A 19,884-nucleotide genomic window follows, 5' to 3' on the forward strand; every position below is an offset into this window, starting at 1 on the left:
TGGGCTGTAGTCGGAACTGCCGTGCTGTACTTCGCTGCCGCGGGAAGGGGCGTCGCGAAGACTGCTGTCTTTCCCGTGCGGTGCACCAGCCACGCCGTGGCAGCCGGCACCAGCAGGGCCCCGCCGCGAGAAGCGGGACGATAACACGCGCCCTCAGATCGACGAACCCCCGACGAGTCCAAGCGGGACGCTCAGCGGGCCAGCAGGCCCTTGATCGCCGACGCGATCTCGTCGGGTGCCTCTTCGGCCATGAAGTGCCCGGCGCGGGTCAGCCGGTGGTCCAGGTCCGGCGCCCACGCCTTCCACACCCCGGCAGCGTCGTAGCCCAGCTGCGCGCCCCAGTCCTGCTGGACGACCGTCACGGGCATGGCCAGTTGAGACCCGGCGTCCAGATCCGCCTGGTCGTGCGCCACGTCGATGTCCGCCGAGGCCCGGTAGTCCGCGACGATCGACGTCACCGCCGCGGCGCTCGCGCGCAGGTACTCGGCACGCACATCGGCGGGCATGGCGGTCGGGTCGTTGGCCCAGGCGTCGAGGAACGAGCCGAAGAACGCCTCCGCACTGCCTGCGATCATCGCCTCCGGCAGGCCCGGCGGCTGCGCCATCAGGAAGAGGTGGTAGCCGACTGCCGCCGAGACGCCATGCAGGACGTTCCACATGTCGAGCGTCGGCACGATGTCGAGGATGCCCAGGTGCGTGATGGTCTCAGGGTGGTCCAATCCCGCCCGGAAGGCGACCAGGGCGCCTCGGTCGTGGCCGACGAGGGCAAAGCGCTCGTGGCCGAGCGCCGCCGCCAGGGTCACGACATCGGCGGCCATGGTGCGCTTGGCATACACACCGGGGCCGGTGGCCGCCGGCTTGTCACTTGCGCCGTAACCCCGCAGGTCAGGACAGATCACCGTGTGCTCGTCGCAGAGCCGCTCGGCGACGTGTCGCCACATCAGGTGGGTCTGGGGAAAACCGTGCAACAGCACGACCGGGCTGCCACTGCCGCCGACGGCTGCAGCCAGCTCCACACCGTCCGCACTGGGCAGACGCACGTGATCGAAGCCGGGAATGGTGAGCGTCATGAGGGACCACCCCTTTCGGGTCGGGGACTTGACCGGATCAGCTTGCGCGACTGCGATCAGCAGCCGATCAGTACGGTTGGGCGCAACCGGCCCCCGGCACGGAGGATGGGGGCATGCAAATCGACGTGCTCGGTGCGGTGCGGGCCCTCCGCGACGACGGCAGCCCGGTTGACCTGGGCGGACCCCGCCATCGTGAGGTACTCGCCCGGCTCGTCGCAGCCGAAGGACGGATGGTCACCACCGACACCCTTGTCGATGACCTGTGGACCGATCCGCCGGCCCGGGCCGTGGGTGCTTTGCGTACGTTCGTCGCTGCGCTGCGCCGCGCGCTCGAACCCGACCGGCCGCCCCGCAATCCGCCGCGAGTCATCGTCACCGAAGGTCCCGGCTACGCACTGCGCCTGCCGCGCGATGACGTGGACGTCCATCGGTTCCAGGACACCCTGGCCCGAGCCCGCCGCAACCCCGACGCGGTGACCGACCTCAGCGCGGCACTCGCGATGTGGCGCGGACCCGCCTACGCCGATGTGACCGGCTCGGCCTGGGCGCAGCGCGAGCGGACCCGACTGGAGGAATTGAGGTTGGAGGGGGTGGAACTGCGCGCCCGCATCCTCCTCGATTCCGGCGAAGGGGCCGACCTCGTCGCCGAACTGGGTGCCCATGTCGCCGAACACCCGTGGCGCGAGCCGGCCTGGGAGCTGCTTGCCCGCGCGCTGTACCGCGCGGGCCGCCAGGCCGACGCACTGGCCGTCCTCCGCCGCGCCCGCACGATGCTCGTTGACCAGCTCGGACTCGACCCCAGTGCCGACCTTCAGCGCCTGGAGACGGACATCCTCAACGGGGCCGCTCCCCTGGAAGAAACACGTACCGCGTGGACCGGCCATGGTGTCCGGCTCGGCCCGCGCACCACCATGGACCTGGCCCGCACCCTCGCGCTGGCGGGGGGCGACGCCCTCGTCCACTCTCGGCGCGACCGCCTCACCGCAATCCACGCGGCGGAGCGCACAGGAGACCTCTCTCTGACCGCCAGAACCATCGGCGCCTACGACGTACCCGCCCTCTGGAGCCGGGCCGACGACCCCGAGCAGTCCCGCGCCGTCGTCGCTGCTGCCGAGCGCACGCTCACCGCGCTTGGCCCAGAAGGCCCCGCCGATCTGCGCGTCCGCCTCCTGGCCACGGTCGCTGTCGAGAGCCGTAGCGCCGATCTGTCCAAACCCGAGCTGAAGCACGCGGAGCAGTCGGCGCGACAGGCAGAGGAGTTGGCACGGCACCTGGCCGATCCCGCCCTACTGGCCTTCGCCCTCAACGGGGTGTTCCTGCAGTCCTTCACCCGTCCCGGGCTCGCGGCGGCACGGGACAGGACCGGCGCGGAGATCCTCGACCTGGCCACCCGGCACGAGCTGCCGAACTTCGCCGTACTGGGCCGACTCGTCCGTCTGCAATCCGCCTCGGCCCTCGGCGACCTCGACGCCGCGACCTCGCACGCCCACGCAGCCGACCAGCTCGCGGCCACCACCGAGGCGCCCCTCGTCCCCGTCCTCACCGGCTGGTTCAGGGCCCGGGCAACAGCCGCCCGCAGCGCCGAACCCGGCGGACCGACCGCCGCCACGGCAGCAGCGCACTACCGCTCTGCCGAGGACGCCCTCCGCACGGCCGGAATGCCGGGGCTGCACCGCGGCCTGTTCCCGCTCGCCCTCCTGGGACTGCGCCTGCTGCACGACCGGCCGGCGCCCACCGACCTGCACCTCGGCTGGGGCCCCTACAGGCCCTGGACGCTACCCCTTGTACTGCTCGCCCAGGACAGCCGCGAGGAGGCCCGTACCGCCCTCGCTGCCGTGCCCGAACCACCGCGGGACCACATGCAGGAGGCCATGTGGTGCCTGACCGCCCGCGCCGCCGTACGCCTCGGCGAGCGCGAAATCGCCGCACGCTGTGTGGCTGCCCTGCGCGATGCCTCTGCAGAACACGCCGGCGCCGCGAGCGGCATGCTGACCCTGGGCCCGGTGGCGCGGTACCTGGCAGAGGCGGAGGCGTGCGCCGCAGTGGGGTGAGCGACCGCAATCCGCGCACCCCGAGCCCGTCCGCGCTCACCCCTCGGCCCCGTCGCGAGGGTCGGTCTGCTCCAGGGTGCCGACCTCGCACGCGTTTCAGCCGCCTCAAGGGGAGCGGTGGGGTTGGCCCGCGGGGGCGGCCGTGCCCGTGAGGTACCGGTCGAGCATCTCGCGGCGCTCAGCGATCTGCTGCTCTTGGCGGGCGAGTTCGTCGCGGACCTGCCGGACACGGGCCAGGAGTTGTGTGCACTCGCCCGCGGGCGGTGCCGGTTCGGTGCTGCAGGGAAGGATGTCCCGGATGATCTGAGAAGGCAGCCCCGCGCGGTAGAGGTCCTGGATGAAGGCGACCTGACGTACGGCGTCCTCACCGTACTCCCGGTATCCGTTGGAGCGACGGCGGCTGGAGAGCAGCCCTTGGGCCTCGTAGTACCGGAGCGAACGGGTGCTGGCCCCGGTGGCCTTGCTGAGTTCCCCAATGCGCACGCCGTCTCCTCCACCGATCCATGCTTGACATTCACGTCAATGTCAAAGTTTACGGTTCTGAGCATGAAGACGAAGGAACAGGCGAATTGGCGAACTGCGGTCGTGACCGGCGCCGCGACAGGCATCGGGGCCGCGATCACCGAGCGGCTGGCCGGGCAGGGCATGCACCTGGTCCTGGTCGCACGGGACGGCGCACGCCTGGAGGCGGAGGCCAAGCGACTGCACGCCGAGCACGGGGCCCAGGTGTCGACGCTCGCTCTGGACCTGTCGCACCAGGGTGCTCCTTCCCGGCTGGCCGAGTGGCTGGCGGATGCGGGAACCGAGGTCGACGTGCTGGTCAACAATGCCGGAGCCAGTCTGTTGGGACCGGTCGCCGACAGCGATCCCGCGCTGGTGCGGGGCCTGGTCGACCTCAATGCCGGCGCGGTGGCGGAGTTGACGGCGCTCTTGCTGCCCCCCATGGTCGCGCGAGGAAAAGGTGCGATCGTCAACATCGCGAGCACCGGTGCGTACGCGCCCGCTCCGTATGCGGCCGCCTACGCGGCCTCGAAGGCGTTCGTGCTGTCCTTCACCCAGGCGGTATGGGCCGAGACGAGGGCAACGGGAGTGCGGGTCGTGGCAGTCAGCCCCGGTCCGACCGACACGGCGATGAACACACGGCGCATGCCGGGCAAGCGCGGGCCCGGTTCCGTGGCGGACACCGTCATGTCCGCCCTGCGCGGCCGGGGCCCGGCGGTCGTGGACGGCCGTCTCAACACTGTCCAGGCCTTTGTCTTCGGTCACCTGCTGCCCGCGTCAGCGGCTGCACGTATCGCGGAGCGATCCCTGCGCAAGGCGGCGCTGGGCAGCTGAAGTCCCCCATCCGCCACGCCCCCATGACGTCCCATCAGGGAGCCGCCCGATAGTGGCAGACACCCCTACCAACAGCGCCTACGCGGCTCCGGGCGACAGCATCGGCATGAAAGTGTGCAGCGGACACGGCGACGACGCCCCGGCGCCCCATGCATGCATCTCCTACACCTTCACCAGCGTCGACGGCTAGGACGCGCCGCCGGCCCAGCAAGACCGTCACCTCGGTGCGGGCGAGGGCAGTGTGTTCGTCGGGCACTCGGCCAATGGCCGCGGGCGCAAGGTGATGGACCATCCCGGCGCCGGTGTGATCGCCGTGGATTTCGAAGTCCTCACGCCACTCCAAGACCCGGACCAACGGTTGATGATCTGCCGCCCCGCGGACGCCGCGAGCCGGTCGGCATTGGACAGGCTGTACGCACGGTGAGGTCGAACCGCGACAGCGGATTTGGACCCCCTTCACCCTCGGGGCCGAGGAACTGCCGCACCGGCTGGCCATGGCACCCATGACCCGCGGCCGCTCCCAGGCGGACGGCACACCCAGCGACCTCGACGTCGAGTACGACCGGCAGCGGGCCTCGATGGCCTGATCATCACCGACGGCACCAACCCTCCGACGATAGCCAGGGCTACCTGCTGACCCCGGGCATCTACACCGATGCCCACGTAGCCGGCCGGCACAAGATCACCGACGCCGTGCACGCCGAGGGCGGAGGACGGGGCGGTCCCGGGGATGGCGGTGGTGCATCGGTGGGGTGGTGAGGGCCGGCCCGCGGCGCGGCCGATTCGGATCACTTCTCCGCGTACGCCTCCGATCCCCCCGCCCTCCCCTCCACGCGATCGCCGCCTTTCTGAAAGTCCCTCAGAGCGGGCCGAACGAGGCCGCGAGCCGTTGGAGAACCTGCGGAATGCGATCCGGATGGAGGAAGAGACCTCACGGAGGACGACGAAACGCCGCCGGGGTCCTTCTCGACCTCCGGTGAACCGACGAACATGCCCCGTCATGGACATCTTGCTCGTCGCCAGCGCGTTCAACAGCCTGTCCCAGCGTGTGTACGCGGAACTGTCCGACGAAGGGCACCGGGTCGACGTCGTTCTCGCCTCGCACGGCGCCGAGGCGGTCCGGACCGCCGTACACGAAGTGCGTCCGGAACTGATCATCGCTCCGATGCTGAAGACAGCGCTGCCGGAAGACGTCTGGCAGGCGCACACCTGCCTCGTCGTACACCCGGGGCCGCCCGGCGACCGCGGCCCGTCCTCCCTGGACTGGGCCATCGCCAAGGATGTGCCCCAGTGGGGAGTGACCGTGCTCCAGGCCGAGGCGGGCATGGACGCGGGCGACGTGTGGGCGTCCCAGTCCTTCCCGATCGCGCCGGTCGGCAAGAGCGGCCTGTACCGCAACGAGGCCTCCGACGCCGCCGCGGCCGCTGTCCGGCTGGCCGTACGACGGTACGCCGAGGGGTCCTTCAAGCCGCAGGCGCAGAGCGATCCCTCGGTCCGTGTGGTCTGGCGCGACGTCTTCCGCCAGGAGCAGCGCAGGATCGACTGGGAGACCGACGACACCGATACGGTGCTGCGCAAGCTCCGCGGGGCCGACTCTCAGCCGGGCGTCCTGGACGAACTCCTCGGCCACGAGGTGTTCCTGCACGGCGGGCATGCCGAGGACCGGCTACGCGGCCACCCCGGGGAACTGCTCGCGACGCGCGCCGGGGCGCTCTGCCGGGCCACCCGGGACGGCGCGGTGTGGATTCCGGAGCTCAGGCCCCGCAAGAACTCCGGCGACCCGGCGCCGTTTCGCCGTCCCGCGGCCTCCGTGCTGGCCGCCTTCTCCGCTCCGCGGCTGCCCGAGATCGCGGCCCCGCTCGAGCTGCCTACCGGCCGCACCACCTGGGCCGACATCCGGTACCGGCAGCACGGTGACGCCGGGTTCCTGACTTTCTCCTTCCCCGGCGGGGCCATGAGCACCGGCCACTGCCGCAGGCTGCTCGCCGCCTACCGGTACGCGCTCACCCGCCCCACCCGGGTGCTGGTGCTCGGCGGGTCCCGCGACTTCTTCTCCAACGGCATCCACTTGAACGTCATCGAGTCGGCCGCCGACCCCGCGGGCGAGTCCTGGTCCAACCTCAACGCCATGGACGACCTGGTCGAGGCGGTCCTGCGCACCACCAACCGCCTCGTGGTGGCGGCACTCGGCGGCAACGCGGCGGCCGGCGGCGTCATGCTCGCCCTGGCCGCCGACCAGGTGTGGTGCCGCACCGGCACCGTGCTCAATCCGCACTACCGGCGGATGGGTCTGTACGGGTCGGAGTTCTGGACGTACACGCTGCCGCGCCGCGTCGGAGCCGAGACCGCCCGGCGGCTGACGACAGAGGCTCTGCCGGTGAGCGCCGCCACCGCCGCGCAGCTCGGGATGGTGGACCGTCTGGTGCCGGCCTCAGCCCAGGAGTTCACCGTCGAGGTCGAGAACCTGGCGATCGCGCTCGCCGATGACCCGGACCTCGCGCGGCATATCACCGCGAAGGCAGCGGCCCGCACGGCGGACGAGGAACAACGACCCCTCGCCGACTACCGGCGGGCCGAACTCGCCCGTATGCGCGCCATCTTCTTCGATCCGCACGCCCCGTACCACGCCCTGCGCTCGGCGTTCGTCCGCAGGCTGCCGGGCAGCTCGGCCCGGCCCCTGTCCGCGGTGGGCGACCCGATCGCCGGGGGTGACCTGTGACAAGGCCCGCAACCCGCCTGCTGGTGGCGGGCGTCGGCAACATCTTCCTCGCGGACGACGCCTTCGGCCCCGAGGTGATCCGCGCCCTGGACCGGCGACCGCTGCCCGCCGACGTACGGGTGCGGGACTTCGGCATCCGTGGGATGGATCTCGCCTACGAACTGCTGGACGGCTACGACACAGCCGTCCTCGTCGACGCGGCCGCGCGGGGCCACCGGCCGGGCACCCTGTCGCTGATCGAGCCGGACCTCCCGGACGCCGGCACGGACGCCGCTCCGCCGGAAGCACACGGCATGGATCCGGCGAAGGTGCTGGCCCTGGCCGCCCACCTCGGCGACAAGCCGCTGCCACGCGTCCTCGTCCTGGCCTGCGAGCCCGAGGTACGGCCGCACGGAGACGAGGACATCGCCCCGGGCATCAGCGCGACGGTCCGCGACGCGGTCGAACGGGCCGTCACGGCTCTGCACACCATGGTTCCGGTGCTGCTCGCCGACCCCGCGGCCACGCCCCCGTTGAGCCGCCCGGACGAATCCACCGGCCCGTCCGCGGCCGGGCTCCCGCAGCCGGTGCCCGGCGGCGTCGAGGATCGGTGACGCACCGACACCCGGTCACTCCCCCACACCGACCGCGAGGAGCACAGCCCATGTGCGAGTCCATGGAGGATGTCACCCAGGCCGTTCTGGCGAAGAACGACGGACTGGCCGCGAGCCTGCGCGAGGAACTGACCCGGCGCGGGGCAGCCGTGGTCAACCTCCTGTCCAGCCCGGGCAGCGGAAAGACCGAATTGCTCGGACGGGTGCTGGCCCTGGCGGTGGAGCGGCGCATTCCGGTGGCCGCTCTCACCGCCGACCTCGCGACCGAGAACGACGCCAAGCGGCTCGCCCGGTCGGGAGCACCGGTGAAACAGCTGCTGACCGACGGGCTGTGCCATCTGGAGGCCCGGCAGCTGAGCACCCATGTGCACGACTGGCTGCCCGAGGACACCGCGGTGCTGTTCGTCGAGAACGTCGGCAATCTCGTCTGTCCTGCCTCCTACGACCTCGGTGAGAGCCTTCGCATCGTCCTCATGGCGGTGACGGAGGGGGAGGACAAGCCGCTGAAGTACCCCACGGCCTTCGGCTCCGCCCATCTTGTCGTGCTCACCAAGGCCGATCTGGCCGAGGCCGCCGGTTTCGACGAGGCCGCCTTCGTCGCTCATCTGCAGCGGGTCAACCCCGGGGTCGAGGTCGTACGGTCCTGCGCCCGTGACGGCGACGGCGTGGGCACCCTGCTGGAACGGGTGCTGGCCGCGCGGGACGGGGCTCCCCCGCACCGTCCGCCCCTCGCGCCACACCCCCACCAGCACGTGCAGAAAGGCCCCGGCCTCGCAGCCGGCCGTCTCTCGTGACAGCGCCCGCCACGCAGGCGGTGCGCTGCCGTGTCACCGTGCGCGGCACCGTCCAGGGCGTGGGCTTCCGACCGTTCGTGCACCGCCTGGCGACCGAACTCGCTCTGTCCGGGTTCGTGAGCAACACGGCGAGCGGTGTCCTCATCGAGGTGGAGGGCCCGCCGGAGGGCGTCGCTGGTTTCTGTGACCGGCTCGCCACCGAGCCCCCGCCGCTGGCCACCGTCACCGGCGTGGGCGTCGAGGACCTGCCTGCCACCGGCACCGACGGCTCCTTCACCATCCGAGCGACCGAACGCTCCCCGGGCCGCACCCAACTCCCGCCCGACACCGCGACCTGCGCCGACTGCCTGCGCGAACTGGCCGATCCGGCCGATCGCCGCCACCGGCACCCGTTCGTCACATGCACCCACTGCGGCCCCCGCTTCACGATCGCCACCGGGATGCCGTACGACCGGGCGCTCACGACGATGGCCGACTTCCCGATGTGCCCCGCCTGCGCCCGGGAGTACGGCGACCCCGCCGACCGCCGCTTCCACGCCCAGCCCGTCGCCTGCACGGACTGCGGCCCCCGGCTGCGCCTGGTGCCCGCGGCCGGTAGCGGGCTGCGACCCGCGCGGGACGCCGACGCCCTGGCGGCGGCCCGGGCTCTGCTGGCCGCCGGACGGATCCTCGCCGTCAAGGGCCTCGGCGGTTATCACCTGGCCTGCGACGCCGCCGACGCACGGGCCGTCGACACGCTGCGCACCCGGAAGGAGCGTGGCGGCAAGCCGTTCGCGGTGATGTGCGCGGACCTCGACACCGTGCGGTCGATCGCCGAGGTCTCCGCCGCCGAGCGGACGGCTCTCACCGGTCCCCGCCGGCCCATCGTCCTGCTGCGTCGGCGGCCGGAGTTCGCGGGTCTCCCACTCGCTTCCGGAGTGTGCCCGGGCAGCCCCCACCTCGGCGTGATGCTGCCCTACACACCCGTGCACACGCTGCTGCTCGGGCTGCCCGGGGACCCGCCGGGTCCCCGTGTGCTGGTCATGACGAGCGGCAACCGCTCGGGCGAACCGATCGTCACGGACGACGAGGAGGCGCTGACCCAGCTGGACGGCCTGGCCGACGCCTGGCTCGCCCATGACCGGGTCATCGCCTCCCCGTGCGACGACTCGCTGCTGCGGGTGCGCGCCGACGGCACCGAGCAAGTGCTGCGCCGCTCCCGCGGGTACGTGCCGCGCCCGCTGCGTCTGCCGGTGGCCGTGCGGCCCGCGCTCGCGGTGGGCGGCGACCTCAAGAACGCGCTGTGCGTCGGCGAGGGCGACCAGGCCTGGCTCGGCCCGCACATCGGCGACATGGGCGACCTGACCACGCTGGAGGCCGCCCAACGGGCGGAGGGACACATGCGGCGGCTGAGCGGCGTCACCCCCGAGCTCGTCGCCGCCGACCGGCACCCCGGCTACCACTCCTCCCGCTGGGCCCGCCGCCGCGCCGCCCAACTTCCCCTGCCCGCACCGGTGTTCGTCCAGCACCACCACGCGCACATCGCCTCGACGATGGCCGAGCACGGCCTCGACGGCACCACACCCGTGATCGGCGTCGCCTTCGACGGCACGGGCTACGGCGACGACGGCACCGTCTGGGGCGGCGAGATCCTGCTCGCCGACTACACGGGGGCCCGGCGCCTCGCCCACCTCTCCCCCGCGCCGCTGCCCGGCGGCGACGCGGGGGTGGCCAACCCGTGCCGTCTGGCCCTGGCCCGGTTGTGGGCCGCGGGAGTGCCGTGGGACTCCGACCTGCCCTGCGTCGCCGCCTGCTCGCCCACCGAACTCGCCGTTCTGAAAGCGCAGTTGACGCGCGAAGTGGCCTGCGTGGCGACCTCCAGCATGGGACGGCTCTTCGACGCGGTGTCGTCCCTGGTGGGTGTGTGCCACCGCGCGGGATACGAGGCCCAGGCCGCCCTGGAACTGGAAGCCGCGGCCGCTTCGGCGGGGAACGCCGACACCTCGGCGTACGCCTTCGGCATCGCCTCCGGCACGTGCGACCCGGCACCCGTGCTCGGCGCGCTGGTCGCCGACCTGCGGCGTGGCGCACCGGTGCCCCTGCTCGCGGCGCGTTTCCACCGCGGTGTGGCGCGGGCCGTGGCGGAGATCTGCCGACGGGCGCGACGAGACACCGGTGCGGCCACCGTGGCGCTCAGCGGCGGGGTCTTTGCCAACGCGCTGCTGGAGGAGGAGTGCACGCGGCTTCTCGCCCAGGACGGCTTCGCGGTGCTGCGGCACGGCGAAGTTCCCCCGAACGACGGCGGTTTGGCCCTTGGACAACTCGTGGTCGCGGCGCACGAACGACAAGAGGAGTGACCCATGTGTTTGGCAGTGCCCGGCAAGGTCGTCTCGATCGACGACAGTGCCGACCCGCTCACCGGGCTGATCGACTTCGGCGGTGTGCAGAAGCAGGCGTGCCTGGAGTACGTGTCGGACGTACGGGTGGGTGAGTACGTCATCGTCCACGTCGGGTTCGCGCTCCAGCGCCTGGACGAGGAATCGGCCCTGGCCTCCCTGAAGCTCTTCGAGGAACTGGGGCTGCTGCAGGAGGAGTTCGGTGACGCCTGGGAGCAGGCGGCGAAGGAGGCGGGTACCGCGTGAAGTACATCGACGAGTTCAACGACCCTGCTCTGGCCCGGCGGCTGCTGGAGGAGATCCGCGCGACCGTCACCCGGCCATGGGCCCTGATGGAGGTCTGCGGTGGCCAGACCCACTCCATCATCCGGCACGGCATCGACCAACTCCTGCCCGAACAAGTGGAGTTGATCCACGGGCCCGGCTGTCCGGTGTGCGTCACCCCGCTGGAGGTCATCGACAAGGCGCTGGAGATCGCCTCGCGTCCCGAGGTGATCTTCTGCTCCTTCGGTGACATGCTCCGGGTACCGGGCACCGGCCGGGACCTGTTCCGCGTCAAGGGCGAGGGCGGCGACGTACGGGTGGTGTACTCACCGCTCGACGCCCTGGAGCTGGCCCGCCGCAACCCGGACCGGGAAGTGGTCTTCTTCGCCATCGGCTTCGAGACCACGGCCCCCGCCAACGCGATGGCCGTGCACCAAGCCCGCCGCCTGGGCCTGACCAACTTCAGCCTCCTGGTGTCGCACGTACGGGTGCCCCCGGCCGTCGAGGCCATCATGACGGCCCCCTCCTGCCGGGTGCAGGGCTTCCTCGCCGCCGGGCACGTGTGCAGCGTGATGGGCACGGCCGAGTACCCGCGGCTCGCCGAGCGGTTCGGCGTACCGCTCGTGGTGACCGGCTTCGAGCCGCTGGACATCCTCGAGGGCATCCGCCGGGCGGTGCGCCAGCTCGAGCGCGGGGAGCATCGGGTGGAGAACGCCTACCCGCGTGCCGTACGCGAGGACGGCAACCCGGCCGCCGTACGCATGATCGAGGAGGTGTTCGAGGTCACCGACCGCAACTGGCGCGGCATCGGGCCCATCCCCGCCAGTGGCTGGCGGCTGACCGAGGCGTTTCGCGCGTTCGACGCCGAGCACCGCTTCCAGGTCACCGACATCCGCACCGAGGAACCCGCCGAGTGCCGCGCCGGCGAGGTGCTCCAAGGGCTGATCAAGCCGACCGAGTGCGCCGCTTTCGGCACCAGCTGCACCCCGCGCACTCCGCTCGGCGCCACCATGGTCTCCAGCGAGGGCGCCTGCGCGGCGTACTACCTGTACCGCCGGATGAACGCCGGAACACCGCAGGCCACCGGGGCCGCGGACAAGGAGATGAACCCCGTTGGCTGAACTCGCCGAAGCCGTCGACCCCGCGAACTGGACCTGCCCGGCCCCCCTGCGCGACCAGCCCGTCGTGGTCATGGGACACGGCGGAGGCGGGGCGCTGTCGGCGGAGCTGATGGAGCAGGTCTTCGCCCCCGCCTACGGCAACCCCACGCTCGCCGCGCTCGCCGACTCCGCCGTCCTGGAACTGGGCGGCACAAGGCTGGCCTTCTCCACCGACTCCTACGTGGTCCGACCGCTGTTCTTCCCCGGCGGCAGTCTCGGTGACCTCGCGGTCAACGGCACCGTCAACGACCTCGCGATGAGCGGAGCCCGGCCCGCCTACCTGTCGGCCGCCTTCGTGCTGGAAGAGGGCGTGGAGCTGACCGTCGTCGAACGGATCGCGCGCGCCATGGGTGCGGCGGCCGAGGCGGCGGGGGTCACCATCGCCACCGGCGACACCAAGGTGGTGGAGTCCGGGCACGGCGACGGCGTGTACGTGAACACCGCCGGGGTGGGGCTGGTCCCCGACGGGGTGGACATCCGCCCCCAGCGGGCGCGGCCCGGTGACGCCGTCATCGTCAGTGGGCCGATCGGCCTGCACGGAGTGGCGATCATGAGCGTCCGAGAGGGGCTGGAGTTCGGCGTCGAGCTGGCCAGCGACACCGCGCCCCTGGCTGACCTGGTGGCGTCCATGCTGGCGGTCACCCCGGACATCCATGTCCTGCGCGACCCCACCCGCGGAGGTCTGGCCGCGTCCCTCAACGAGATCGCCCGCGCCTCCGGAACCGGCGTCCGGCTGCGGGAGCGTGCCATTCCGGTGCCGGACGCGGTGGCGAACGCCTGCGGCTTCCTCGGGCTCGACCCCCTCTACGTCGCCAACGAAGGCCGGCTGGTGGCCTTCGTACCCCCTGCGGAAGCGGAGGAGGTCCTCGCGGCGATGCGTGCCCACCCGCAGGGCGCCGGGGCCGCGCTGATCGGTGAGTGCGTCGCCGACCACCCCGGCATGGTCGTGGTCGCGACGGGACTCGGCGGCACCCGGGTGGTGGACCTGCCGCTCGGTGAGCAGTTGCCGCGCATCTGCTGACCCAGGACGCCAGCGGGGGCCCGCCGACCCGCAAGGGGTCGGCGGGCCCCCGCTGGTGTCAGCGCCGGGCCTCGATCCCGGTGATCTCCAGTTCCCGGCCGCTGCGCAGTTCGGTGGAGGGCCGGTCGCAGCGCGGGCACCAGAAGAACGGGGGCATGCCCACCGGGAACTCCTCGGCGCACGGGCCGCAGTAGGCCTGCGCGGGGACCTGCTCGACCACGAGCCGGGCGGCGGCGAGGGCCGTGCCGTCGCGGGCCACCTCGAAGGCGAAGTCCAAAGCGTCGGGAACGACTCCCGACAGCTCGCCCACCCGGACGGTCACCGCCGAGACGGAGTCCGTCCCGTCCGCCCGGGCCAGTTCGTCGGCCCGCTCGATGATCGCGGTCGCGATCGACAGCTCGTGCACAGCCGGCTCACGGATACCGGTGGCCCGCGCGCAAGCCGCCGGCCATCCGGTAGATCCGCAACTCGCGCCGCAGACTCGGGAACTCGCGGATGACCATCGCCAGGGCCACGGCCCCGGCCAGGGCGGCCTCGGCCATCAGCAACCGACGTCCCGACGTCCCGTCCTGTGCGCGCTCTCTTCGTTGGACCTTCATTCCGGCTCCCTGCTGTTCCTCATCCCGGCGGGATGTTCGGCATGACGTCCAGCAGGGCGTCGTGCCGCTTCCAATGGATCCCGGTGGAGCGGCGCGCGTCGGCGGTGCCGTCCTCGTGATGCCCGGTCTGGTGGCCGTACGGCCCTGCGTTGCCCTGGTGCATACCGCGCACGTGCCCGTTCGAGTCGGGCTTGGCCTGGGGTCGGCCGACTCTGATGCTGCCCATGGGTGCTCTCCTTCCTCGCCTCCGTGCCGCGGAGTGCGGGCTCATGGCCGTTCGGTGAGGTCGTCGAAGAACCGATCGACGGCGGGCCAGATCCGGCCGCCGCCGGACAGGCCCCGCCATTCCCGGCGTACGACGGCGACCATCCGGTAGCAGTCGTCGACGGGGACGATCCAGTGGTGGTCGTTGCCGTGGACGGTGTTCACGAGCAGCGCCTCCACGTCGGGTTCCACGGAGGCGAGCTGCGGTGACGCGGCGGCCAGCCGCTGCCAGGCCTCCGCATCGACTTCCCACCGCATGGCCCCGGCCGGGCTGGGACCCTCGGCGGTGACCGTGCCGTCGGCCCGGGGCACGAAGAAGACCAGGCCGACCGGCACGCCCAGGACATCAGTGTCCACCCGGGGCAGGCGGATCCGCCTGCGGGGCACGAGCCGGTAGCGTCCCTGCTCGGCACTCCCGTCGGCGAACAGCACCGAGCACGGGCCGCAGGCGCAGCACACCTGCTCGTCCCCGGTGTCGTAGAGGTGAGGGTGCTCGTCGGGCACGGGCGCGGCGCACAGGTCACACCGCTCCGCCTCGGGCTCCGCCGTGCGGTCGGCCGAGGAGCGGATGAGGCGGGCCAGGGCGCCGTCCGTGGTCACGGTGCGCCTCGGTGGGTGAGCGTGGTCAGCGGCACGAAGGCCGGGGGCGCCGTGGTCGGCTCCGGTTCCACCCCCGTCAGCTCCGGGGCGACGGCGAGCACCGCCTCGCGGACCGCGGCGGTCACGTCGCTCGTTCCGCCGCCGCATCCGGAGCCGCAGCCGCCACCGGCCGTCAGCCGCACGCGGCCCACCCCTCCGTCCACGCCGGCCCACTCCACGTCGCCGCCGCGTTCCCGGACGGCCGGCCGCAGCCGCTCGACCGCGCGGGCCGCCCGCTGCTCGACGGGCTCCGGGTGGACCCCGTGCAGCACCAGGAGGTGACCCAGCAACTCGTCGTCGGCCAGCCGTTCGGACAGCTGCGAGTCCGCGTGGTCCATCACCCGGGCCAGTGCCTCGCCGTAGACCTCGGTGAGCAGCCGTACCGCCTCGATCGCGGAGCGGGTGGTCGGGCCGGGAGCGGACTCGATGCCCTCCAGGACCTGGTCGAGACGGGCGAGCCGGGACTCCACGGCCGGGTCGGCGAGGCGTTCGGCGGCGATGGCGTCATCCATGGTTCGCCCCGTAGGTCGGCGAGTGCAGGGTGGTCAGCGTCTTGCCCTTGCCGACGTACATGTGCACTCCGCACGGCAGACAGGGGTCGAAGCTGCGGACGGTGCGCATGATGTCGACGCCCTTGAAGTCGTCGGGCCCGTTCTCCTCGAAGATCGGCTGGCCCTGCACGGCGTCCTCGTACGGGCCGGGGGTGCCGAACTTGTCGCGGGGACTGGCGTTCCACGGCGTGGGCGGGTACGGGTGGTAGTTGGCGATCTTCTTGTCCTTGATCACCAGGTGGTGGGAGAGGACACCACGCACCGCCTCGTGGAAGCCGCAACCGATCGCCTCGTCGGGCACCTCGAAGTTCTCGAACACCTTGGTGTCGCCGGCGCGCACGAGGCCCATGGCCTCTTCGAGGAACTGCAGGGCCATGGCGGCCGCGTAGGCGACGAAGTACGGCCGGGCGCGGTCCCGTTCGATGGTGTTGCTCCACTTCGGGATGCGCCACTCCAGGGTCGTCTCCGGCAGCGACTCGCCCTTGGGCAGCGAGATGCGCACGCTGTTGCCGGTGGCCTTGACGTACGGGGTGTCGACCAGGCCGCTCAGCGCGGTGGACCAGAGGCGGGCGAGGGGGCCGCCGCCGGTGTCGAGGGCGAGGTGGTCGCCGCTGCGCCGGTCGTACCAGCGCGGGCTCATCACCCAGCTGTACTTGTCGTCGAAGTCGCGCTTCTGCGGCACGGGGACGGTGGTCTGGTTCCAGGGGTGGCGCATGTCGACGGGGTTGCCGAGCGGGTCGTGGGTGACGAAGGGCTTCTCGTTGACCCAGTCCTCGTAGTAGGAGCTGCCCAGCATGATGCGCAGTCCGAGGTTGATGTCGACGAGGTTGTTGGTGACCAGTTCGCCGTCGACGACGATACCGGGGGTGACGTACATCGCCTTGCCCCAGGTGTTCATGTTCTCGTAGCGGTAGTCGACGACATCGGGGTCCTGGAAGGCGCCCCAGCAGCCCAGCAGGATTCGGCGGCGGCCGACCTCCTCGTAGCCGGGCAGCGCCTCGTAGAAGAAGTCGAAGACGTCGTCGTTCATGGCGACGGCCTTCTTGACGAAGTCGATGACCCGCATGAGCCGGCTGAGGTAGTCGGTGAAGACGGTCGGCTGGGGCAGTGTGCCGACGCCGCCGGGGTACAGCGTGGACGGGTGGACGTGCCGCCCCTCCATCAGGCAGAACATCTCGCGGGTGACCCGGCTGACCTTCAGGGCCTCCTTGTAGACCTCGCCCTCGAAGGGGTTGAAGGCCTTCATGATGTCGGCGATGGTGCGGTAGCCGTGGATGTCGCCGCGGGGGGCGTCCGTGCGCTCGGCGCGGGCCAGTACGCCGGGGTTGGTGGCCTTGACCATGGCCTCGCAGAAGTCCACGAACACCAGGTTGTCCTGGAAGATCGTGTGGTCGAACATGTACTCGGCCGCTTCGCCGAGGTTGACGATGTGCTCGGCGAGCCGCGGCGGCTTGACCCCGTAGGCCATCTGCTGGGCGTAGTCGGAGCAGGTGGTGTGGTTGTCGCCGCAGATGCCGCAGATGCGAGAGGTGATGAAGCCCGCGTCGCGCGGGTCCTTGCCCTTCATGAACACCGAGTAGCCGCGGAACAGCGACGACGTGCTGTGGCACTCCACGACTTCCCTGTTGGCGAAGTCGATCTTCGTGTAGATGCCCAGATTGCCGATGATGCGGGTGATCGGGTCCCAGGACATGTCCACGAGCTGCGGCGGCTTGCGTCCCGTGGGCCGGGACTCGGTTGTGGTCATCGCTGTTACTGCCCCTTGCTGTCGGTGTTCGGTCGCTGGTGGGATGGGTCTCGCGCGTGGTCAGGGCCGCCAGTGGGGGTCGTAACCGCTGGTCAGCTTCCGCTTGTTGTGGCGCCACTTGGGTTCGTGGTTCACCAGCTCGTTGGTGAAGCCGCGCAGGCGGCGGATGACGGCGCCGTACGGTTTGACGATCATGGAGGACAGCGTTCCGCCGGGCGGCTCGTCCATGAACGGCATGAACGCGTCGGGGAAGCCGGGCATCGTGCAGCCGATGCAGATGCCGCCGACGTTCGGGCAACCGCCGATGCCGGCCATCCAGCCGCGCTTGGGGACGTTGCAGTTGACGACCGGGCCCCAACAGCCGGTCTTCACCAGGCACTTGGGTGAGTTGTAGTCCTTGGCGAAGGTGCCCTGCTCGTAGTACGAGCCGCGGTCGCAGCCCTCGTGGACCGTCTTTCCGAACAGCCATTGCGGACGCAGCATGTGGTCCAGCGGGGGTGGCGGAGCGGAGCCGGCGGCGTGGTAGAGGACCCAGATCAGGGTCTCCATGAAGTTCTCGGGCTGGATCGGGCAGCCGGGGACGTTCACGACGGGCAGGGCGCCCTGGGACCTGAAGTCCCAGCCCAGGTAGTCCGCCAGACCCATGCAGCCGGTCGGGTTTCCGGCCATCGCGTGGATGCCGCCGAAGGTGGCACAGGTGCCGGCGGCCACCACCGCCCATGCCTTGGGGGCGAGTTGGTCGATCCACCAGTTCAGGGTCTGCGGCTCACCGGTCTCGGGGTCGTTGCCGAACGACGTCCAGTAGCCGTCGCCCTCGATGATGTTCTGGTTGGGAATCGAGCCCTCGATGACGAGGATGAAGGGGGCCAGCTCACCGCGAGCGGCCGCCCGGTAGGGGGCGAGGAAGTCCTCGCCGCCCAGGCTCGGGGAGAGCACCTTGTTGACCAGGTTCACCTTCGGCAGGCCCGGGATCAGGCCGAGCACCAGGTCCTCGATGGAGGGCTGGTCGGCGGCCGTCAGGGAGACGGTGTCGCCGTCGCAGCTCATGCCCTCGGAGATCCAGAGGATGTGGATCTCGTCGAAGCCCTGCCGGTCCTCGGCGCGGTCGGGTTCGCCGCTGACCTCGGTGGTACTGCTGTGGGTTGTCATGTCAACGGCCTCCGCTGCGGGGGGTGTCGGAGTCGGTCGAACCGAGTGGTTCCAGTTCGTCGGGGCGGAAGTAGTGGAAACGGCCGTACCAGGTGTGCAGTTCGGCCGCAGGATCGTCTTCGAGGGTGACGGCGAGGTGCACGCTGCCGTCCACGTCGTGGAAGACGGCGGCCACCTCGGCGGTCCGTCCGGCCAGGAACATGTCCTGGGCGTCGGCGCCCCGTCGCCGAGGCCGAAGCCTGACACGGCTGCCCCCGGCCAGCGGTACGCCGTCGACGAGCACCGTGTCGGTCGACGGGGACAGACCGTCGTCGGCGCCCTCCTGCCACCAGGCGGTGCGTTCGGCGGGTGGGGCGGACGGGGTCGGCGGGGTGGCCGGGGACAGGGAGCGGATGGCTCCGTGCAGCCGTTCGAAGACCTCGGGGGGCATGGTGTCGACGCGGTCGAGGATCGCGGCGGCCCGCGGATCGGTGGCGCGTGCCTCGCGCTTCTCCTCGTCGGTCAGCAACATCGTGCGCAGGGTGAGGATCTCGTCGATCTCCCCCGCGTCGTGCAGGTCGCCCGGACTCTCCGGGGCCACCTGCGGGTGGTCGGGCAGGATGATCGGCGAGGCCAGCAGGACATGCCCGACGGCGCCTGTGCCGGCAGGTGAATCGCTCTTTGCGGGTTCGCCGCCGAGGACGGGGAACGTGAATTCGTTGCGGCACGCGTCCGCATGACCGCGCAGGTCCTCGGGCGGGTCGATCAGGGAGACGAACTCGACGCCTTCGCCGCCGATGAAGGTGTGGGTGGCGATGAGGGCGCGGCGCAGTGCCTCGTCGCGCGGGACCCGCCGACCGGGCGTGGGCCCGGTGTTCACGGTGCGCACCCGAAGCCGGAAAAGGTTCTGCCCGAGCCTCTCGACGCCGACGGTGGTGCTCGCCCGTACCTCCTCGCGACGGCGCACCACCCGCCCGGTGTCCTGCTGCAGTCCCTCGACGTCGAGGCTGGCCACGGCTCCCGTCGGAACAGTGCGTTCGCCTTGAAGAAGGTCGTCCACCGGGACAGCGATGTCGACTTCGCACGGCACCGCCTCGTCGAAGGTCAGATGCATCGTGCCGTCATCGGTCAGCAGCGACTCGACGGCGCGATGGCCACCATCGCGGTCGGCCCTCTCCACCTGTTTGCGCTGCATCTGCAGATATCGAAGCCTCACCCGCAGGAGCGCGTCGGGCCGCCGGATCCTCAATAGACACTCGGCCTGCTGGTACCAGGAGTCGGCGGAGCCGGACACCCCGGGAACGACCGGTCCGTCCTCCTCCACCCAGTCCCGCGGGAACAACACCCCGAACTGCCAGCGGACGCGGTTCTTGGCCGACGACCGCCGGTACGGATACAGGAGATAGCCCTCGTAGAGGACGGCGTCGGCCACAGCGCCCAACTGTTCGAAGGCGCTCAGGGACTGGTCGGCAGGCGGGTCTCCGGCGCCCGTAGTGACAGCGGACGCCATGACGCCCTCGCCCGATCCGTCCGACATCGCGCCTCCTCGTCACCGCGTGTACGCCCATGCCTGC

The 19,884-nt window shown here is 71.3% G+C and carries 22 protein-coding genes; 12 read left to right on the top strand and 10 right to left on the bottom strand.

Features of this window, described 5'->3' with window-relative positions; translation table 11 throughout:
• Positions 1 to 191 precede the first annotated feature (191 nt).
• On the bottom strand, positions 192 to 1,070 hold the full coding sequence (locus LN251_RS35995; RefSeq protein ID WP_458248364.1) for an alpha/beta fold hydrolase: 879 nt from the start codon (positions 1,068 to 1,070) through the stop codon (positions 192 to 194).
• 113 nt (positions 1,071 to 1,183) lie between these two features.
• Between LN251_RS35995 and LN251_RS36000 the strand changes: the two genes are divergently transcribed.
• Positions 1,184 to 3,121 carry an AfsR/SARP family transcriptional regulator gene (locus LN251_RS36000; protein WP_458248365.1) on the top strand — a complete coding sequence of 646 codons (1,938 nt, stop codon included), beginning with the start codon at positions 1,184 to 1,186 and terminating at the stop codon, positions 3,119 to 3,121.
• A gap of 105 nt (positions 3,122 to 3,226) precedes the next feature.
• On the opposite strand, the gene LN251_RS36005 is transcribed toward LN251_RS36000, so the two are convergent.
• Positions 3,227 to 3,604: a MerR family transcriptional regulator gene (locus tag LN251_RS36005; protein ID WP_458248366.1), complete on the bottom strand. Its 378-nt coding sequence runs from the start codon at positions 3,602 to 3,604 to the stop codon at positions 3,227 to 3,229.
• Between the two features lie 63 nt (positions 3,605 to 3,667).
• On the opposite strand from LN251_RS36005, the gene LN251_RS36010 reads away from it, so the two are divergent.
• The 11 genes from LN251_RS36010 (at position 3,668) to hypE (ending at position 13,382) form a co-directional block, all read left to right on the top strand.
• Positions 3,668 to 4,456 (top strand): SDR family NAD(P)-dependent oxidoreductase, encoded by a 789-nt coding sequence (locus tag LN251_RS36010; protein WP_458248367.1) that lies wholly within the window; start codon positions 3,668 to 3,670, stop codon positions 4,454 to 4,456.
• 52 nt (positions 4,457 to 4,508) lie between these two features.
• Positions 4,509 to 4,646, top strand: coding sequence for a hypothetical protein (locus tag LN251_RS36015; RefSeq protein ID WP_458248368.1), 138 nt, complete (start codon positions 4,509 to 4,511; stop codon positions 4,644 to 4,646).
• Between the two features lie 51 nt (positions 4,647 to 4,697).
• Entirely contained in the window at positions 4,698 to 4,880 is a 183-nt protein-coding gene (locus LN251_RS36020) for an MmyB family transcriptional regulator (RefSeq protein ID WP_458248369.1), read from the top strand.
• A gap of 70 nt (positions 4,881 to 4,950) precedes the next feature.
• Complete coding sequence (locus tag LN251_RS36025; protein ID WP_458248370.1) at positions 4,951 to 5,043, top strand: hypothetical protein; 93 nt, start codon at positions 4,951 to 4,953, stop codon at positions 5,041 to 5,043.
• A 413-nt stretch (positions 5,044 to 5,456) separates the two neighbouring features.
• Entirely contained in the window at positions 5,457 to 7,175 is a 1,719-nt protein-coding gene (locus tag LN251_RS36030) for an enoyl-CoA hydratase-related protein (protein ID WP_458248371.1), read from the top strand.
• The gene (locus LN251_RS36035; protein ID WP_458248372.1) at positions 7,172 to 7,768 is read left to right on the top strand and encodes a hydrogenase maturation protease; all 597 of its coding nucleotides are present in this window, start codon (positions 7,172 to 7,174) and stop codon (positions 7,766 to 7,768) included. Before LN251_RS36030 ends, LN251_RS36035 begins: the two co-directional genes overlap by 4 nt.
• A 50-nt stretch (positions 7,769 to 7,818) precedes the next feature.
• The gene (gene hypB / locus LN251_RS36040; protein WP_458248373.1) at positions 7,819 to 8,562 is read left to right on the top strand and encodes a hydrogenase nickel incorporation protein HypB; all 744 of its coding nucleotides are present in this window, start codon (positions 7,819 to 7,821) and stop codon (positions 8,560 to 8,562) included.
• Positions 8,559 to 10,898 (top strand): carbamoyltransferase HypF, encoded by a 2,340-nt coding sequence (hypF, locus tag LN251_RS36045; protein ID WP_458248374.1) that lies wholly within the window; start codon positions 8,559 to 8,561, stop codon positions 10,896 to 10,898. The genes hypB and hypF overlap by 4 nt, the downstream gene beginning before the upstream one ends.
• Before the next feature lie 3 nt (positions 10,899 to 10,901).
• Entirely contained in the window at positions 10,902 to 11,183 is a 282-nt protein-coding gene (locus tag LN251_RS36050; protein ID WP_458248375.1) for a HypC/HybG/HupF family hydrogenase formation chaperone, read from the top strand.
• On the top strand, positions 11,180 to 12,322 hold the full coding sequence (hypD, locus tag LN251_RS36055; protein ID WP_458248376.1) for a hydrogenase formation protein HypD: 1,143 nt from the start codon (positions 11,180 to 11,182) through the stop codon (positions 12,320 to 12,322). Before LN251_RS36050 ends, hypD begins: the two co-directional genes overlap by 4 nt.
• Positions 12,315 to 13,382, top strand: a complete 1,068-nt coding sequence (gene hypE / locus LN251_RS36060; protein WP_458248377.1) for a hydrogenase expression/formation protein HypE — start codon at positions 12,315 to 12,317, stop codon at positions 13,380 to 13,382. The genes hypD and hypE overlap by 8 nt, the downstream gene beginning before the upstream one ends.
• A gap of 58 nt (positions 13,383 to 13,440) precedes the next feature.
• On the opposite strand, the gene hypA is transcribed toward hypE, so the two are convergent.
• From hypA to LN251_RS36100, 8 genes are read right to left on the bottom strand one after another with little or no spacing between them, the layout of a single operon-like run.
• Positions 13,441 to 13,788 carry a hydrogenase maturation nickel metallochaperone HypA gene (gene hypA, locus LN251_RS36065; protein ID WP_458248378.1) on the bottom strand — a complete coding sequence of 116 codons (348 nt, stop codon included), beginning with the start codon at positions 13,786 to 13,788 and terminating at the stop codon, positions 13,441 to 13,443.
• Between the two features lie 7 nt (positions 13,789 to 13,795).
• The gene (locus LN251_RS36070; protein WP_458248379.1) at positions 13,796 to 13,981 is read right to left on the bottom strand and encodes a hypothetical protein; all 186 of its coding nucleotides are present in this window, start codon (positions 13,979 to 13,981) and stop codon (positions 13,796 to 13,798) included.
• 19 nt (positions 13,982 to 14,000) lie between these two features.
• On the bottom strand, positions 14,001 to 14,207 hold the full coding sequence (locus tag LN251_RS36075; protein WP_458248380.1) for a hypothetical protein: 207 nt from the start codon (positions 14,205 to 14,207) through the stop codon (positions 14,001 to 14,003).
• 41 nt (positions 14,208 to 14,248) lie between these two features.
• Entirely contained in the window at positions 14,249 to 14,845 is a 597-nt protein-coding gene (locus LN251_RS36080; RefSeq protein WP_458248381.1) for a DUF5947 family protein, read from the bottom strand.
• Complete coding sequence (locus LN251_RS36085) at positions 14,842 to 15,396, bottom strand: NifU family protein (protein ID WP_458248382.1); 555 nt, start codon at positions 15,394 to 15,396, stop codon at positions 14,842 to 14,844. Before LN251_RS36085 ends, LN251_RS36080 begins: the two co-directional genes overlap by 4 nt.
• A complete protein-coding gene (locus tag LN251_RS36090; protein WP_458248383.1) occupies positions 15,389 to 17,182 on the bottom strand; it encodes a nickel-dependent hydrogenase large subunit in 1,794 nt (597 codons plus the stop codon). Before LN251_RS36090 ends, LN251_RS36085 begins: the two co-directional genes overlap by 8 nt.
• A 60-nt stretch (positions 17,183 to 17,242) precedes the next feature.
• Positions 17,243 to 18,331, bottom strand: a complete 1,089-nt coding sequence (locus LN251_RS36095) for an NADH-quinone oxidoreductase subunit B family protein (RefSeq protein WP_458248384.1) — start codon at positions 18,329 to 18,331, stop codon at positions 17,243 to 17,245.
• Between the two features lies 1 nt (position 18,332).
• Complete coding sequence (locus LN251_RS36100; protein ID WP_458248385.1) at positions 18,333 to 19,847, bottom strand: hypothetical protein; 1,515 nt, start codon at positions 19,845 to 19,847, stop codon at positions 18,333 to 18,335.
• Positions 19,848 to 19,884 lie beyond the last annotated feature (37 nt).

It is taken from the genome of Streptomyces sp. MAI_2237 (assembly GCF_054189285.1).

Coding starts and splice junctions, on each gene's coding strand:
- LN251_RS36050 (WP_458248375.1), top strand. CDS start 10,902: ATGTGTTTGGCAGTGCCCGGCAAGGTCGTCTCGATCGACGACAGTGCC.
- LN251_RS36010 (WP_458248367.1), top strand. CDS start 3,668: ATGAAGACGAAGGAACAGGCGAATTGGCGAACTGCGGTCGTGACCGGC.
- LN251_RS36070 (WP_458248379.1), bottom strand. CDS start 13,981: ATGAAGGTCCAACGAAGAGAGCGCGCACAGGACGGGACGTCGGGACGT.
- LN251_RS35995 (WP_458248364.1), bottom strand. CDS start 1,070: ATGACGCTCACCATTCCCGGCTTCGATCACGTGCGTCTGCCCAGTGCG.
- hypB (WP_458248373.1), top strand. CDS start 7,819: ATGTGCGAGTCCATGGAGGATGTCACCCAGGCCGTTCTGGCGAAGAAC.
- LN251_RS36100 (WP_458248385.1), bottom strand. CDS start 19,847: ATGTCGGACGGATCGGGCGAGGGCGTCATGGCGTCCGCTGTCACTACG.
- LN251_RS36030 (WP_458248371.1), top strand. CDS start 5,457: ATGGACATCTTGCTCGTCGCCAGCGCGTTCAACAGCCTGTCCCAGCGT.
- LN251_RS36090 (WP_458248383.1), bottom strand. CDS start 17,182: ATGACCACAACCGAGTCCCGGCCCACGGGACGCAAGCCGCCGCAGCTC.
- LN251_RS36000 (WP_458248365.1), top strand. CDS start 1,184: ATGCAAATCGACGTGCTCGGTGCGGTGCGGGCCCTCCGCGACGACGGC.
- LN251_RS36025 (WP_458248370.1), top strand. CDS start 4,951: ATGGCACCCATGACCCGCGGCCGCTCCCAGGCGGACGGCACACCCAGC.
- LN251_RS36095 (WP_458248384.1), bottom strand. CDS start 18,331: ATGACAACCCACAGCAGTACCACCGAGGTCAGCGGCGAACCCGACCGC.
- LN251_RS36075 (WP_458248380.1), bottom strand. CDS start 14,207: ATGGGCAGCATCAGAGTCGGCCGACCCCAGGCCAAGCCCGACTCGAAC.
- LN251_RS36085 (WP_458248382.1), bottom strand. CDS start 15,396: ATGGATGACGCCATCGCCGCCGAACGCCTCGCCGACCCGGCCGTGGAG.